Raw genomic sequence first — 13,109 nt, 5'->3', positions numbered from 1 at the left:
GCGCCCCAGCGGCGCCCTTTTTTGATCTGGGGCAACGTTTTATACTGCCAGCCCGCCTATAGCTGCACTCAAGACTGATCAATATCCGGAGCGACCCCATGGGCTGGCTTGAATTCACCACCGCGCTGATGCTGTTCCTGGCCAGCCACGCGATCCCCGTGCGCCCGCCGGTGCGGCCCTGGCTGGTCAACCGCCTGGGGCTGCGCGGCTATATCGTCGCCTACAGTGTGCTGTCGCTGGCAATCCTGGCGTGGCTGGCGGTGGCAGCCGCCCGCGCGCCCTACATGGGCGTGCTGCCCTATTGGGAGGGTTTCCGCTGGGTGCCGCTTCTGGTGATGCCGCTGGCCTGCCTGCTGGCGGTGGCGGGGATGATGCGGCAGAATCCGTTCGGCTTTGGCGGGCTGGGCTTGCGCGCCTTCGATCCTGAGGATCCGGGCGTTCTGGCCGTCAGCCGCCACCCGCTGCTGGCGGCGATGGCGCTCTGGGCCGGAGCGCATCTGCTGGCCAATGGCGACTTGGCGCATGTGATCCTGTTTGGCCTCTTTGCAGGCTTTGCCTGGATGGGCATGGCGCTGATCGACAAGCGCAAGCAGCGCCAGATGGGGCAGGGTGAATGGCGCCGCCTCAGCCGCAACACCGCGCGGCTGAACCTCGCCGGCCTGCGGCCCTCGGCCGGTGAGGCCGGGCTTGCAGCGGCCGTGTTCCTGGCGCTGCTGGTCCTGCACGCGCCCGTCATCGGCTACAGCCCAATGCCCTGGTAGGGCTTGACCCCGGCGGCCGCATGACCACCTATGAAATAACATGAGACTGGAGAGACCAAGAAATGCACCTGGCCTATGTGATGACCGAAGAGCGCGGCGCCACCGACCGCCTGCTGAGTGAGCTGGCCGAACGGCTGCAGGCCAAGGGCCTACGCCTGGCCGGCATCGTGCAGACCAATGTGGAATGCTACGACAAGGAGTTGTGCGACATGGATGTGCGGGTGCTGCCCGAGGGCGAGACCATCCGCATTTCGCAATCGCTGGGCGCGGGCGCCCGCGGCTGCCGCCTCAACCCCGAGGCGCTGGAGCAGGCTGTCGGGCGGGTCTCTGCGACGCTGCATGGCGACCCGGCGCCGCAGTTGATGATCGTCAACAAATTCGGCAAGCACGAGGCCGACGGGCGCGGCATGCGCCCCATCATTGGTGAAGCACTGGCCCTGGGCATTCCGGTGATTTCCGGCGTCAACAAGATGAACGTGGAACCGTTCCAAGCCTTTGCCGACGGTATGGCCGTCGCGGCAGGCCCGGAGCTGGACGCGCTGGTCGAATGGGCGCAGCAGGCCGTCGCCGAAACCGCCTGACCTTCAGGTTCCTGTTTTAAATCAAAAGGAAAGCCCGCTTAGATCACGCGGGCTTTTTGCTGTGCCGCACAGCACGCGGCCTGTCCAGCCTGCTGCTGAACCACCATCATCCGTCGTTTAAATGAGAGAAGATGGTGGGCGACCCTGGAATCGAACCAGGCGTGCGTCTCCGCGAGGGAGTTACAGTCCCCTGCCACACCTTGCGGCCTGTCGCCCACTGTCAGTTGCGTGTTGCACCTGATGTGGAGGCGTGATTACAAGCAGGCCAAAGGGGCGTCAACCGGAAAAACGCAAGTTTTTCGCGCGCCTCGCAAATTCTTTCTGCCGGAGAGCAAAATGTCCAAGAAACCCAAGTGGGTCGTCGAAAAAGAGCAGGCCAAACGGGCCGCCGCTGCGGAAACCGTGTGGCTGTTCGGGCTGCATGCGGTGCGCGATGCGCTGCTCAATCCCAAGCGCGAAAAACTGCGCCTGATGGTGACCATGAACGCGCAGGCAAAACTGGCAGACGCAATCGAAGAGTCCGGCATCGCGGCAGAGGTTATCGACCCGCGCAAGTTCAACCCGCCGATCGACCCGCAGTCGGTGCACCAGGGCGCGGCGCTGGAGGTGAAGCCGCTGAACTGGGGCGGACTGGCCGAGAACTGCATCGGCCGGGAAGCCCCGCGGGTGCTGCTGCTGGACCGGGTGACCGATCCGCATAACGTTGGTGCTATCCTGCGCTCGGCCGAGGTGCTGGGGGCCAGCGCGGTTATTGGCACCCGCCACCACTCAGCCCCGGAGACCGGCGCGCTGGCCAAGACCGCCAGCGGCGCGCTGGAGCGTCAGCCCTATCTGCGGATGCGCAATCTTGCCGATACCATCACCGAACTGCAGGGCATGGGATTCATCGTGCTGGGGCTGGATGGCGAGGCGGATGAGACCATCGAATCCGCGCTGGAGGGCAAGCAGCACCTGCCGGTGGCTCTGGTGCTGGGCGCCGAGGGGCCAGGGCTGCGTCAGAAGACCAAGGAAACCGTTGACGGGCTGGTCAAAATCGATGCCGCGGGCGGCTTCGGCTCGCTCAATGTTTCCAACGCAGCAGCCATCGCGCTCTACGCCTCCATTGCCCGCTGACGCCCCTGGTGTCACGTCCTGTTCACATCTGCGTATGCTGCCTTTGCAAAGCCGGGGCTGTGCGGCAGACTGGCAGGCCAGTTGCAAGCAGTGAATGGAGAGCAATGTGATCCTGCGCCTGGTCCTGATGGCTGCCGCGGTGCTGTTCCTGTCCTTGCCGGAGACGGCGCGGGCTGAACCGGCGGTGTTTTCCTCCCGGTCGGGGGTGGCCATCGGCGGATATGACGCGGTTGCGTTTTTCGAGCACGGCGCCGCAGAGCATGGGCGCCGCAGCCATGCGGTGATGTGGAAAGGTGTTGTCTGGCGCTTTGCCTCCGCCCGCAACCAGGCGCGATTCGAGGCCAATCCGCGCGCCTATGCGCCCGCCTTTGGCGGCTACTGCGCCTATGCTATGTCGATGGGGCTACTGCACGAAGGCAACCCGCAGTTGTGGGCGATAGTTGATGGTGAGCTTTTTCTGTTGAATAACAGGCGGGTGTATGTGCTGTGGCAGGCTGACACCGCAAATCTGATCACTGCCGGCCGCAGCCATTGGCCCGCTGTGTTACAAAAATAGCTTGTCACCTCACAAATGCGTGAGGGGCACTTTTATTTTTCAAACTGTGGCCCATATTCAATACAGACTGCGGAGTGGAACCACCGCAGATCTTTTTCACTGTCCCTCGTTCCATACCTCGCGCCCGGTTCGTCCGGGCGCATTTTTATTGGCCGGAAGCGAATCCGTCTATGCGGCTGCCGGCGCCGCGGCTAGGGTGCCCGCATGACTGACTACAGCGACGAACATCTGAAAAAGGTCCTGCAGCGCGCCAAGATTGTGGCCGTGGTGGGCGTGTCGATGAATCCGGTGCGCCCCAGCTACTATGTGGCGCGCTATCTGGGCCTCAAGGGCTACCGGGTGATTCCGGTGAACCCGGGCCATGCGGGCAAGATGCTGTTCGGCGAGACGGTGCGGGCCAGCCTGTCGGAGATTGATCTGCCTGTGGACATGGTCGACATCTTCCGCCGGTCCGAGGCGGTGCCGCCGATCGTGGATGAGGCGCTGGAGGTGTTTCCAAAGCTCAAAACCGTCTGGATGCAAATCGGGGTGGAACACGCCGAAGCCGCCGCCAAGGCAGAGGCGCGCGGCGTGACAGTGATCCAGAACCGCTGCCCCAAGATCGAATACCAGCGGCTGTTCGGCGAGCTGCGCATGGGCGGCTTTGCCACCGGGATCATATCCTCGAAACTTTGACGGCTGGCGCGGGGCGGGCGGGGCGCTCCCGCCCGTTCCCGCCGCCCTGCAGGGCGGCCTTCACGGTTGGGCCGGGCGCCGCTGCGCGGCGCAAAGGATTTGCTGAGAAGCCATTTAGGGGCAGAAATGCCCTCAATGGCCTTGCCGATTGTGTTGTTTATTGGCGCGTCAAGGGCAAGCCGCGCGTGCCGCGCGGAGGCTGCGCCTCCCTTGACCCGCCGCGAGCGGGCCGGCCGAGCGCTGGGATCAGCCCTTGGGGCGGCTGGCTTTCTCGGCAATGCCGCTGAGGCCCTGGCGCTCGGCCAGCACCTGCAGCACGTCGTCCAGCGCCACGTCCCGGGCGGCCAGCATCACCAGGAAATGATAAAGCACGTCGGCGCCCTCAGACGCGAGCCCCGCCTTGTCTCCCTTCACCGCTTCGATGATCGCTTCAATGGCTTCCTCGCCGAATTTCTCGGCGCATTTCTCCGGCCCCTTGGCCAGCAGCTTGGCGGTCCAGCTGGTGTCCGGATCGGCGCCTTTGCGGGACAGGATGGTGGCTTCGAGATCGTGCAGCAGGCTCATCACATGCCCCTTCAGTTCAGCCGCATCGGAATGCCTGCAGCGGCCATGTGTTCCTTGGCTTCCTGGATGGTGAATTCGCCGAAGTGGAAGATCGAGGCCGCCAGCACCGCGCTTGCGCCGCCTTTGGTCACGCCTTCCACCAGGTGATCCAGATTGCCGACGCCGCCCGACGCAATCACAGGCACGTCCACCGCGTCCGAAATGGCCCTGGTCAGCGGCAGGTTGAAGCCCGATTTGGTGCCGTCGCGGTCCATCGAGGTGAGCAGGATTTCCCCCGCGCCCTTGGCCACCACGGTCCGCGCGAATTCCACTGCGTCGATTCCGGTCGGCTTGCGTCCGCCGTGGGTGAAGATCTCCCAGCGGCCCGGCTCCACCGTCTTGGCGTCGATGGCGCAGACGATGCACTGGCTGCCGAACTGGTCCGCCGCTTCGGCGATCACGTCCGGATTGGCCACCGCGGCTGAGTTAAAGGAAACCTTGTCAGCCCCTGCCAGCAGCAGTGCCCGCACGTCTTCCTTGGTCCGCACCCCGCCGCCCACGGTCAGCGGCACAAAGCACTGCTCGGCGGTGCGCTGCACCACGTCGAACATGGTGCCGCGGTTTTCATGGGTCGCGTGAATGTCGAGAAAGCAGATCTCATCCGCACCGGCGGCGTCATAGGCCTTGGCCGATTCCACCGGGTCGCCTGCGTCGCGCAGGCCGACAAAGTTGACGCCCTTGACCACGCGGCCGTCGGCGACGTCGAGACAGGGAATGATGCGGGTCTTCAGCATGTTGCCGTGCCTTTCAAACTGCTTGGCCCCGTGGGTACGCAAACCAAAAGGCAAGCGCAACAGATATGGCGGGGGATGCGCGTTTTGGTCCAGGCATGCGGAACTGCGCTGAGTTTATGTTAGTCCAGTTGCTGCGTTCATCTAAGCTTCCGAAAGGCCAGGAAAACAGCCAGCCCAAGGAAGCAGGGCACGGCAAAAGGCAGCAAGAGCATGTTCAGGATGAACGGCCATGTAAGAAAGTTACCGATGGCTTCCAAGAGCTCTGGGCTGCAATTCGTCCAGCCGACCTTTATGTGGTTGCCACCGCATCCCTTAATAACAACCATGTTGAGCAGCACTAGCAGCCCCATCAAGAGTGGAGCCAGAGCAATGCCTTTGGCTTTTCTCGGGGCTGCAAAAAGGAGTGCGGCAGCCGTGAAAAGGGGTGCCCCTACGAAAATGAAATCCTTCAAGTGTTGACCCAAAACCTCAAAATTTTCTCTGCCTCCTAATGAAGCGGGGAGAATAAGAATAATCTAGTGCCGGAAACGTGATTTGATGCTGGCGCTTTGTTAGCCAGATTTCAATGACGTGTATGACTGATTGGAGCTGATGTTATGAAAAAATATCTTTCCCTTGCAGGCGCCGTTGCGCTCGCCTCTACACTCCCCGCCGCCGCTGAACTGGTGACTGTGCAAAGCCAGAAATCCGTCGGTGAAACCATGGATGCGCTGCAGGCCGCGGTGGAGGGTGCGGGCGCGACTGTCTTTGCCCGGGTGGACCATGCCGCAGGCGCGCAGAATGCAGCACTGGAACTGAGCCCGTCCCAGCTGCTGATCTTCGGCAATCCGAAACTCGGCACTCCGGCGATGCAGGCAGACATGCGGGCGGGGCTCTACCTGCCGCTCAAGGTGCTGGCGTATGAGGATGGGGACGGCAAGGTCTGGCTGACCTATCAGGATCCAGGCGAAATGCTCTCTGGCCTCGACATCCCGGCTGATGCGGCGTTTATCGCCAAGATGCAGGGCGCCCTGGGCAAGCTGACCGCAAAAGCAGCCGAGTAGGCTTAGCGCCGCGCTGCCAGATAGCGTGACAGCGCAATTGCCAGCCCCCACAGCAGCCCGGCCCCAACGGAGACCGGGCCAAAGATCAGCGGCCCCCAGGCGGCAAGAACCCCCATAGTATAGGCGGTCTCGCCCAAGTCCTGGCCCAACACCACGCAGGGGTTGGCAAACCCCTCGTGGATTTCGCAATCAAAGCCGAACCCCAGCAGCATCACAAAGGCAATGCACAAGAGCCACAGGACAATCGGCCCAATGGTCAGGATTGCCAGAACTCGGCGGACAAGGCGCATGGGTTTTCCCTTCGCCAGTAAGGCGTCAGGCTTTCAGAACCGCCAGCGCCTCTTTCAGGTCAATGGCGCCATCATAGAGCGCCCGGCCTGAAATCGCACCATTGAGAGGCGCGCCGCAGGATTTCAGCGCCCGCAGATCGTCCAGCGAGGAGACGCCGCCAGAGGCAATCACCGGGATGCTGACCGCATTGGCCAGATCGGCAGTCGCCTCGACGTTCGGGCCCTTCATCGCGCCGTCGCGCAGGATGTCGGTATAGATGATCGCGGCAACGCCTGCGTCTTCAAAGGATTTGGCGAGGTCGGTGACCATCACGTCGGTCTCCTCGGCCCAGCCCTTGGTTGCGACCTTGCCGTTGCGGGCGTCGATGCCGACCGCGACTTTGCCGGGGAATTCCCGCGCCGCCTCGCGCACCAGGTCCGGGTTCTCCACCGCCACGGTGCCCAGGATCACCCGCGCCAGGCCCTTATCAATCCAGCGTTCGATGGTGGCCATGTCGCGGATGCCGCCGCCCAGCTGCGCGGGCACCTTGGTCTGCTTCAGGATCTCCTCGACCGGTGCGGCGTTCACGGGCTCGCCGGCGAAGGCGCCATTGAGGTCCACCAGATGCAGCCACTCGCAGCCCGCCTCGACAAACTCCAGCGCCTGCGCGGCGGGATTGTCGTTGAACACGGTGGTCTTGTCCATCTCGCCATGCAGCAGGCGCACGGCCTGGCCGTCTTTGAGGTCAATCGCGGGGTAGAGGATCATCCGGGCGGTCCTTCGTGAAATCAAGCTGGCGGTGTTTTGCACAACGCGAGGGCAGATTGCAACGCGACCCGAAGTCAACCTTGCCTCGAAGCGCGCATCAGGGACAGGCTGCCTGAAAACAGGGAGGAAATGGAATGAAACATCTTTTTGCGGGCGTGGCGCTGGCTCTGGGTTTGGCAGGGGCCGCAGCGGCGGACCCGGTGCTGGGTGTCTGGAAGACCCAGCCCGACGATGGCTCCTACGCCCATATCCAGATGGCCAAATGCGGTGCTGCGGTTTGCGGCAAGATCGCCCGCACCTTCAACAGCGGCGGCGAATACCAGTCCCCGAACCTCGGCAAGACGCTGGTGATCGACATGGTGCCGAACGGTGACGGCTCGTACGAGGGCAAGGTCTGGCGGCCGTCGAATGACAAGATCTACATCGGCAAGATGGAAGTAGCGGGCAACAGCCTGGCCTTGCGCGGCTGCGTGGCAGGCGGGCTGATCTGCTCGAAACAAACCTGGTCCCGCGTCCAGTAAGCCCCTGAGGGGCTGTCTTTACAGCAGCCCCAGCTGCACCGGGATCGGCGCATAGCCGCGCTTCAGCTGCCGGTCCCGGAACCCTTCAAAGATCGCCAGCGCCTCGGCATGGGCGGCAAAATAGGTCCGCTTCTGAGCGCCGCCCGGTGCATTCAGCGGTCCCGAGACACGCTCAACACACCAGTCGCCGAACAGCGTCGGCGTCAGGCTCAGCAGGCAATAACGATGCTTGCCGTCGGCGTGGTCGTATTTCTCGAAACGGATGTGCAAGGGGCTGCCGCAGTGACAAAAGGTCCGCTCCGTATGCCTCGAAGCGGACCTCTTGTCTATTGCTCAAACCGGTGAATTGCACTGGTCCCTGCGGCAGCTGTGACGGTTACACATCACCGGTGTATTCGCCGCGCGCCGGGTAGTTGTTGGGGATAGCGAAATCCAGCGCCGCCACCAGTTCCGCGAAATGCGGGCGCACAAACGGCATGGTCTGCACCGAGCCGTAATACAGCGTCTGTTCCGGCGTCACCATGAACAGGCCGGGCTCGGAGAACAGCGCGGGCTCCTCGATCCCGATCGAGGTCTTGCCGCGGGAGGTGGAGATGTAAAGCCCCCATTCCTTGGCAACAGCCAGCGGCAGGCCGTAGCCGAACCGCAGCTCCTTGGCCTCGATCTTGTCGGCCATCGCGCGGGTGCGCTCCTCGCCGTCGGAGCTGATCGCGATGCAGTTGACGCCGCGCTCGGCAAAGGCGGCGACCTTCTTCTCGAACTCCTTCAGATAGGTGGCGCAGATCGGGCAGTGCAGGCCTCGGTAAAAGCAGATCACGGTGCCGCGTTCGGCCGTTTCTGACGACAGGTCGAACTGGCCGTGGTCCAGCGTCGGCAGGGTCAGGTCCGGGGTCTTCTGGCGGGGGATCAGCATGGGCAGGGTCCTTGTGAATGGTGTGAGTGGTGTGAGTGGTGGTGCTTGCCTAACTGTATCGCGCGGTTTACTGTCTCATAAATCCGAAAAACCTGATGGAAACACCGGAGTTCATGGACCGCCTGACCACACTAATGGACCGATTTCAGCTCGCCGTGCAGGCAGCTGCACCGGGGGAGGCCAATCTGATCGCACTTGCGGATGCGGCAGGGGAACCGGTGCGGATCCTCTATTGCACCCGTGGAACGCCGACGGATGTGTCCCCCTTGGACGTCATGTGGGCGGCGCGGGTGGAATGGTCGGGCCAAAGCAACCCCTTCCTGGCCGCCTTGCCGCCGGTGGTGGACTATGACGTTTCCGGCAATGCCGAGGCGCAAGGGCTGGTGCGGCTGATGCAGGAGGAAGCCGAAGGCCAGCACTGCGGCGCTCAATCGGTGATCAACCGGCTGGGCGAGGTGCTGATGGTGCGTCTGTTGCGCAATCAGATCAAAAAGGGCGCGACTGAGCCCGGGCTGCTGGCGGGTCTTGCCGATCCGCGCCTCAGCCGGGCCATCGTGGCGATGCATGATCATCCCGGCAGGCTCTGGACCAATGCTGATCTGGCGCATGAGGCCGGGCTGTCGTTGTCGCGCTTTGCGGAACTCTTCGCGGCGGAAGTGGGCGAAACCCCGATCGGCTACCTGCGCCGCTGGCGGCTGATCCTGGCGCACCAGGATCTTGCGCGCGGCGACCGGGTGGAGGCGGTGGCGCGCCGCTATGCCTATACCAGCCCCGAAGGCTTCACCCGCGCCTTCCGCAAGGCCTATGGCGTCGCGCCGGTTTCCCTGAGAACGGCTGCGGCCTAGAAACCCTCCAGGCTTCTTCTTTGTTTAAATACTCAAAGCCGAAGGCAACGGCGCGCCAGCGCCGTCCTCTTACGGTTTCCAGGTCAGGAAGTTGCCGATCATCCGCAGCCCGGTGGTCTGGCTTTTTTCCGGGTGGAACTGCATGCCCACCATCGTGTCCCGGCCGATGACCGCGGTCACGTCGCCGGCATAATCCACATGCGCCAGCCGCTCCGCCGGACTGGCGACGCGGAAATGATAGGAATGCACGAAATACACGTGATCGCCGCTCTGGATGCCGTCAAACACCGGGTGCGCATGATCGATCACCAGATCGTTCCAGCCCATGTGCGGCACCTTCAGCGCCGGATCCGCCGGCGTGATTTTCACCACGTCGCCGCCGACCCAGCCGAGGCCCGGCGTTTCTTCATACTCATGCCCAGTGGTCGCCATCAGCTGCATGCCAACGCAGATGCCCAGGAACGGCCGACCCTTCTGCTCCACCGCCTCGACCATGGCGTCATAGATGCCCTTATGGCCGCGCAGCTCTGCCGCGCAGGCGGGAAAGGCGCCGTCGCCGGGCAGCACCAGCCGGTCAGCTTTGGCAACCACATCGGCGTCGGAGGTCACCACAACCTCGCCTGCATCCACTTCCCGCGCCATGCGCTGAAAGGCTTTTTCGGCGGAGTGCAGGTTGCCGGATTCGTAATCAATAATTGCGGTCAGCATGTCAGAGCGCGCCCTTTGTCGACGGAATCGCATCTGCTTTGCGCGGGTCGGTTTCCACCGCCAGCCGCAGCGCGCGGGCGACAGCCTTGAACGCCGCCTCGGCAATGTGGTGGCTGTTGAACCCGTGCAGCTGGTCGATGTGCAGGGTGATGCCGCCATGGGTGCTGAGCGCCTGGAAGAACTCGCGCACCAGCTCGGTATCAAAGGTGCCGATCTTCTGGGTGGGCAGCTCCACATTCCAGATCAGGAAAGGCCGCGCCGACAGGTCCAGCGCGCAGCGCACCTGCGCGTCATCCATCGGCAGGTGGCACTCGCCGTAGCGGCGGATGCCCTTCTTGTCCCCCAGCGCCTGCACCAGCGCCTGACCCAGCGCGATGCCGGTGTCCTCCACCGTGTGGTGGTCGTCGATGTGGTAGTCACCCTTGGCGCGGATGGTCATGTCGATCAGCGAATGGCGCGCCAGCTGGTCCAGCATGTGGTCGAAAAAGCCAACCCCGGTCTGGTTGTCGTAAACCCCGGTGCCGTCGAGGTTGATCTCGACCGAGATATCGGTTTCCGCGGTCTTGCGGGTCACTTTGGCGGTACGCATCAGCGGCTTATCCTTCGTCATGCTGCCAGAACTTCAATTCTGCCTGGGCGCTTATAGGGCGGGCAGGGGGGCTGGCTCAAGTGCGGCATTGTGCAAGCGGGGCAATCTGTTGCAGCAATCCCGGTCTCTTGCGCCCGGATGCGGCGCATGCGAGCTTGGGCGCAAATCCGTGACCATTCAAAAGGGCCGCCCATGTCCACCTGCGTCTTCGTCCAGATCCGCTGCAAGCCCGGCACCACCTACAAGGTGGCCGAGGAGATTGCCCTGCGGGAAATCCACTCCGAGCTTTACTCCACCAGCGGCAACTTCGACCTGCTGATGAAGCTCTACATCCCCTCAGGCGAGGATGTCGGCAAATACATCAACGACCAGCTGCTGCAGATCGATGGGATCGAACGCTCGCTGACCACCATGACCTACAAGGTTTTCTGAAGCACCCAGCGAAAGCCCCCCGCAGCTGCCCGGGCCGCGAGGGGCATTGAGGGTCCCCGGTCCCCAACGGAACTCGTGACCGGAACAGGCGCCCGGTCTGCGTGTCAGCAGGCTGAGATTCGGCGCTAAGCGCTCAGCGGGTCATGAAGCGGACCCTGGCGGCGGTATGTCTGGCAGATTGACCGGCAATGCCGGTACGGCGCGTCATCATAAAAATCTCGGTCTGAAACAAACTGCGCGCAGTGTACACGATTTCCGCGGAAAAATCGACCTGCTTGCCGGGGCGCGAAACCCATTTGCGCCACAGATGCTTACAGGAAAACGCCCCGGACAGGCCGGGGCGTTTCACGGAGAATGCAAAGGCGCCAGGCAGGCTCAGCCTGCGATCAGCCCCTGCGCCTTCAGCTCCTCATAGGCGCTGTCGACCGCGGTCTTCATCCGCGCCAGCATGTCGTTGATTTCATCCTTGGTGATGATGATCGGCGGGCAGAGTGCCAGCGCATTTCCGGCCACCGCCCGCAGGATCAGCCCGTTTTCCTGGCAGGCCTTCTGCGCGGCAGCGCCCGCGGCCCCCTTGTCAAAGCTTGCACCGGTGGTCTTGTTCGACACCAGCTCCAGCGCCGCAATCAGGCCCTTGCCGCGGACCTCGCCCACCAGCGGATGATCGGTGAAAACCTCCCGCAGCTGCGCCTGCATATAGGCGCCTACTTCGGCGGCGTGCTCAAACAGGTTGTCGCGCTCATAAATCTCCAGCGTCTTCAGCGCCGCGGCACAGGCCGCCGGGTGGCCGGAGTAGGTATAGCCATGGCCGAAGACGCCGACCTCATTGGTCTGGTCGATCATCGCCTCGTACATGTAGCCCGGGATCACCGAAGCCGAGATCGGGAAATAGGCCGAGCTCAGCTGCTTGGCGAATGTCATCAGGTCGGGCTTGATGCCCATGGTGGTGCAGCCGAAATCGGCACCGGTGCGCCCGAAGCCGCAGATCACCTCATCGGCCCAAACCAGGATGCCGTGCTTGCGCAGCAGCGCCTGCAATTTCTCGTAATACCCTTCCGGCGGCACGATCACGCCCGACGCGCCGGTGATCGGTTCGACAATCATCGCCGCGATGGTGTCGGGGTCTTCGGCCAGGATCTGCTCTTCCAGGTTATTGATGATCCGGTCGACAAACTGCTCTTCGGTCTCGTTGCCCTGGCGGCCGGTGTAATAATGCGGCGCGTCCGAGCGCAGGATGTGCAGCGCCTCCAGCGGCGCGTCGAAATGCGCCAGGTTCGCGGGCAGCGAGGTCAGCGAACCGGCCGCCACAGTCACCCCGTGATAGCCGCGCTCGCGGGTGATGATCTTGCGCTTCTCCGGCTTGCCGATGGCGTTGAAGTAATAGCGCAGCATCTTGTAGTGGGTGTCATTGGCGTCGGACCCGGAGTTGCCGAAGAAGATATAAGCATCCTCCACCGGGACCATCGCCTTCAGCTTCTCCGCCAGCTCCATGATCGGCGTGTGGGTCTTGCCGCCGAAGGTGTGGGTGAAGGGCAGCTTGTGCAGCTGCTCGGTGATTGCATCCATCACCTCGGTGTTGCTGTAGCCCAGCGAGGTGCACCACAGGCCCGCCAGCCCCTCGATGTATTTGTTGCCGTCCGTGTCATAGACATAGATGCCTTCGCCGCGGTCCAGGCACAGCTGTTCGGTCGCGGTGAAATTGGTGGTGGGGTAGATGACTGGGGCCATGGCCAAACTCCTGCGATGATCTGCCCGTGAGCATTGTTTGGCAGTAGCATTGGCCTGTTTTTCAGCCCGCGTCAAAGGAATTTGATCAAATTTCACGGGGGCGCTTGAAAAAGCGAAAGGCCGCCCCGGAGGGCGGCCTTTTCGGCTTTCGGATGGAGCGGGCGATGAGATTCGAACTCACGACCCTTACCTTGGCAAGGTAATGCTCTACCCCTGAGCTACGCCCGCGTTGCCATCCGGTGACGCGGTGAATAGGAAATCCGGCAGGA

The 13,109-nt window shown here is 63.0% G+C and carries 20 protein-coding genes and 2 tRNA genes; 9 read left to right on the top strand and 13 right to left on the bottom strand.

Translation table 11 applies throughout. The features are described from left to right. The first annotated feature begins 98 nt into the window (after nt 1–98). A complete protein-coding gene (locus AB1A62_RS11005) occupies nt 99–761 on the top strand; it encodes an NnrU family protein (protein WP_366661532.1) in 663 nt (220 codons plus the stop codon). Nucleotides 762–823: 62 nt separating this feature from the next. Beyond that, a complete protein-coding gene (locus AB1A62_RS11000; protein WP_222505444.1) occupies nt 824–1,342 on the top strand; it encodes a DUF2478 domain-containing protein in 519 nt (172 codons plus the stop codon). Between the two features lie 132 nt (nt 1,343–1,474). Here the strand turns inward: AB1A62_RS11000 and AB1A62_RS10995 are convergent. Then, nucleotides 1,475–1,558 (bottom strand) — tRNA-Tyr (locus AB1A62_RS10995). Between the two features lie 120 nt (nt 1,559–1,678). Between AB1A62_RS10995 and rlmB the strand changes: the two genes are divergently transcribed. The 3 genes from rlmB to AB1A62_RS10980 all read left to right on the top strand — a co-directional run bounded on the left by rlmB (nt 1,679) and on the right by AB1A62_RS10980 (nt 3,686). After that, entirely contained in the window at nt 1,679–2,455 is a 777-nt protein-coding gene (rlmB, locus tag AB1A62_RS10990; protein WP_366661531.1) for a 23S rRNA (guanosine(2251)-2'-O)-methyltransferase RlmB, read from the top strand. A gap of 94 nt (nt 2,456–2,549) precedes the next feature. Beyond that, complete coding sequence (locus AB1A62_RS10985) at nt 2,550–3,011, top strand: YHS domain-containing (seleno)protein (protein ID WP_366661530.1); 462 nt, start codon at nt 2,550–2,552, stop codon at nt 3,009–3,011. A gap of 204 nt (nt 3,012–3,215) precedes the next feature. Then, complete coding sequence (locus AB1A62_RS10980) at nt 3,216–3,686, top strand: CoA-binding protein (protein WP_366661529.1); 471 nt, start codon at nt 3,216–3,218, stop codon at nt 3,684–3,686. Between the two features lie 246 nt (nt 3,687–3,932). On the opposite strand, the gene AB1A62_RS10975 is transcribed toward AB1A62_RS10980, so the two are convergent. From AB1A62_RS10975 to AB1A62_RS10965, 3 genes are all read right to left on the bottom strand, one after another. Continuing rightward, nucleotides 3,933–4,250 (bottom strand): phosphoribosyl-ATP diphosphatase, encoded by a 318-nt coding sequence (locus AB1A62_RS10975; protein WP_366661528.1) that lies wholly within the window; start codon nt 4,248–4,250, stop codon nt 3,933–3,935. Between the two features lie 11 nt (nt 4,251–4,261). Further along, nucleotides 4,262–5,023 carry an imidazole glycerol phosphate synthase subunit HisF gene (gene hisF, locus AB1A62_RS10970; protein ID WP_366661527.1) on the bottom strand — a complete coding sequence of 254 codons (762 nt, stop codon included), beginning with the start codon at nt 5,021–5,023 and terminating at the stop codon, nt 4,262–4,264. Nucleotides 5,024–5,160: 137 nt separating this feature from the next. Next, complete coding sequence (locus AB1A62_RS10965; RefSeq protein WP_039171404.1) at nt 5,161–5,475, bottom strand: hypothetical protein; 315 nt, start codon at nt 5,473–5,475, stop codon at nt 5,161–5,163. A 144-nt stretch (nt 5,476–5,619) separates the two neighbouring features. Between AB1A62_RS10965 and AB1A62_RS10960 the strand changes: the two genes are divergently transcribed. Continuing rightward, nucleotides 5,620–6,066: a DUF302 domain-containing protein gene (locus tag AB1A62_RS10960; protein WP_366661526.1), complete on the top strand. Its 447-nt coding sequence runs from the start codon at nt 5,620–5,622 to the stop codon at nt 6,064–6,066. Between the two features lie 2 nt (nt 6,067–6,068). Here the strand turns inward: AB1A62_RS10960 and AB1A62_RS10955 are convergent, their stop codons facing one another. Both AB1A62_RS10955 and hisA read right to left on the bottom strand, forming a co-directional pair. Continuing rightward, nucleotides 6,069–6,356, bottom strand: coding sequence for a hypothetical protein (locus AB1A62_RS10955; protein ID WP_366661525.1), 288 nt, complete (start codon nt 6,354–6,356; stop codon nt 6,069–6,071). Nucleotides 6,357–6,381: 25 nt separating this feature from the next. Beyond that, entirely contained in the window at nt 6,382–7,104 is a 723-nt protein-coding gene (gene hisA, locus AB1A62_RS10950; RefSeq protein WP_039189700.1) for a 1-(5-phosphoribosyl)-5-[(5-phosphoribosylamino)methylideneamino]imidazole-4-carboxamide isomerase, read from the bottom strand. Between the two features lie 134 nt (nt 7,105–7,238). Between hisA and AB1A62_RS10945 the strand changes: the two genes are divergently transcribed. Next, the gene (locus AB1A62_RS10945; RefSeq protein ID WP_366661524.1) at nt 7,239–7,625 is read left to right on the top strand and encodes a DUF2147 domain-containing protein; all 387 of its coding nucleotides are present in this window, start codon (nt 7,239–7,241) and stop codon (nt 7,623–7,625) included. 18 nt (nt 7,626–7,643) lie between these two features. Here AB1A62_RS10945 and AB1A62_RS10940 read toward each other — a convergent pair whose 3' ends face one another. Both AB1A62_RS10940 and AB1A62_RS10935 read right to left on the bottom strand, forming a co-directional pair. After that, the gene (locus tag AB1A62_RS10940) at nt 7,644–7,895 is read right to left on the bottom strand and encodes a WGR domain-containing protein (RefSeq protein WP_174147431.1); all 252 of its coding nucleotides are present in this window, start codon (nt 7,893–7,895) and stop codon (nt 7,644–7,646) included. Nucleotides 7,896–8,001: 106 nt separating this feature from the next. After that, nucleotides 8,002–8,538 (bottom strand): peroxiredoxin-like family protein, encoded by a 537-nt coding sequence (locus tag AB1A62_RS10935; protein ID WP_366661523.1) that lies wholly within the window; start codon nt 8,536–8,538, stop codon nt 8,002–8,004. Nucleotides 8,539–8,651: 113 nt separating this feature from the next. On the opposite strand from AB1A62_RS10935, the gene AB1A62_RS10930 reads away from it, so the two are divergent. Further along, a complete protein-coding gene (locus AB1A62_RS10930; protein WP_366661522.1) occupies nt 8,652–9,383 on the top strand; it encodes an AraC family transcriptional regulator in 732 nt (243 codons plus the stop codon). A gap of 69 nt (nt 9,384–9,452) precedes the next feature. Here AB1A62_RS10930 and hisH read toward each other — a convergent pair whose 3' ends face one another. Beyond that, entirely contained in the window at nt 9,453–10,091 is a 639-nt protein-coding gene (hisH, locus tag AB1A62_RS10925; RefSeq protein WP_366661521.1) for an imidazole glycerol phosphate synthase subunit HisH, read from the bottom strand. A 1-nt stretch (nt 10,092) separates the two neighbouring features. After that, a complete protein-coding gene (gene hisB / locus AB1A62_RS10920) occupies nt 10,093–10,680 on the bottom strand; it encodes an imidazoleglycerol-phosphate dehydratase HisB (protein WP_039180015.1) in 588 nt (195 codons plus the stop codon). Nucleotides 10,681–10,872: 192 nt separating this feature from the next. Between hisB and AB1A62_RS10915 the strand changes: the two genes are divergently transcribed. After that, nucleotides 10,873–11,112, top strand: a complete 240-nt coding sequence (locus tag AB1A62_RS10915) for an Lrp/AsnC ligand binding domain-containing protein (protein WP_019294629.1) — start codon at nt 10,873–10,875, stop codon at nt 11,110–11,112. Between the two features lie 133 nt (nt 11,113–11,245). On the opposite strand, the gene AB1A62_RS10910 is transcribed toward AB1A62_RS10915, so the two are convergent. The 3 genes from AB1A62_RS10910 to AB1A62_RS10900 all read right to left on the bottom strand — a co-directional run bounded on the left by AB1A62_RS10910 (nt 11,246) and on the right by AB1A62_RS10900 (nt 13,068). Then, nucleotides 11,246–11,461, bottom strand: a complete 216-nt coding sequence (locus AB1A62_RS10910; RefSeq protein WP_366661520.1) for a hypothetical protein — start codon at nt 11,459–11,461, stop codon at nt 11,246–11,248. A 26-nt stretch (nt 11,462–11,487) separates the two neighbouring features. Beyond that, on the bottom strand, nt 11,488–12,840 hold the full coding sequence (locus tag AB1A62_RS10905) for an aminotransferase (protein WP_366661519.1): 1,353 nt from the start codon (nt 12,838–12,840) through the stop codon (nt 11,488–11,490). Nucleotides 12,841–12,993: 153 nt separating this feature from the next. Next, nucleotides 12,994–13,068 (bottom strand) — tRNA-Gly (locus AB1A62_RS10900). Between the last annotated feature and the right edge of the window lie 41 nt (nt 13,069–13,109).

It is taken from the genome of Leisingera sp. JC11, assembly GCF_040704725.1.
GTDB lineage: Bacteria > Pseudomonadota > Alphaproteobacteria > Rhodobacterales > Rhodobacteraceae > Leisingera.
The sequence above is the reverse complement of the archived record's forward strand: the minus strand, read 5'-3'. Positions and strand labels throughout refer to the sequence as shown.

What these genes read in the sequence shown, in the direction of transcription:
- AB1A62_RS11005 (WP_366661532.1), top strand. Translation starts at nt 99, where the DNA reads ATGGGCTGGCTTGAATTCACCACCGCGCTGATGCTGTTCCTGGCCAGC.
- AB1A62_RS11000 (WP_222505444.1), top strand. Translation starts at nt 824, where the DNA reads ATGCACCTGGCCTATGTGATGACCGAAGAGCGCGGCGCCACCGACCGC.
- rlmB (WP_366661531.1), top strand. Translation starts at nt 1,679, where the DNA reads ATGTCCAAGAAACCCAAGTGGGTCGTCGAAAAAGAGCAGGCCAAACGG.
- AB1A62_RS10985 (WP_366661530.1), top strand. Translation starts at nt 2,550, where the DNA reads ATGGAGAGCAATGTGATCCTGCGCCTGGTCCTGATGGCTGCCGCGGTG.
- AB1A62_RS10980 (WP_366661529.1), top strand. Translation starts at nt 3,216, where the DNA reads ATGACTGACTACAGCGACGAACATCTGAAAAAGGTCCTGCAGCGCGCC.
- AB1A62_RS10975 (WP_366661528.1), bottom strand. Translation starts at nt 4,250, where the DNA reads ATGAGCCTGCTGCACGATCTCGAAGCCACCATCCTGTCCCGCAAAGGC.
- hisF (WP_366661527.1), bottom strand. Translation starts at nt 5,023, where the DNA reads ATGCTGAAGACCCGCATCATTCCCTGTCTCGACGTCGCCGACGGCCGC.
- AB1A62_RS10960 (WP_366661526.1), top strand. Translation starts at nt 5,620, where the DNA reads ATGAAAAAATATCTTTCCCTTGCAGGCGCCGTTGCGCTCGCCTCTACA.
- AB1A62_RS10955 (WP_366661525.1), bottom strand. Translation starts at nt 6,356, where the DNA reads ATGCGCCTTGTCCGCCGAGTTCTGGCAATCCTGACCATTGGGCCGATT.
- hisA (WP_039189700.1), bottom strand. Translation starts at nt 7,104, where the DNA reads ATGATCCTCTACCCCGCGATTGACCTCAAAGACGGCCAGGCCGTGCGC.
- AB1A62_RS10945 (WP_366661524.1), top strand. Translation starts at nt 7,239, where the DNA reads ATGAAACATCTTTTTGCGGGCGTGGCGCTGGCTCTGGGTTTGGCAGGG.
- AB1A62_RS10935 (WP_366661523.1), bottom strand. Translation starts at nt 8,538, where the DNA reads ATGCTGATCCCCCGCCAGAAGACCCCGGACCTGACCCTGCCGACGCTG.
- AB1A62_RS10930 (WP_366661522.1), top strand. Translation starts at nt 8,652, where the DNA reads ATGGACCGCCTGACCACACTAATGGACCGATTTCAGCTCGCCGTGCAG.
- hisH (WP_366661521.1), bottom strand. Translation starts at nt 10,091, where the DNA reads ATGCTGACCGCAATTATTGATTACGAATCCGGCAACCTGCACTCCGCC.
- hisB (WP_039180015.1), bottom strand. Translation starts at nt 10,680, where the DNA reads ATGCGTACCGCCAAAGTGACCCGCAAGACCGCGGAAACCGATATCTCG.
- AB1A62_RS10915 (WP_019294629.1), top strand. Translation starts at nt 10,873, where the DNA reads ATGTCCACCTGCGTCTTCGTCCAGATCCGCTGCAAGCCCGGCACCACC.
- AB1A62_RS10905 (WP_366661519.1), bottom strand. Translation starts at nt 12,840, where the DNA reads ATGGCCCCAGTCATCTACCCCACCACCAATTTCACCGCGACCGAACAG.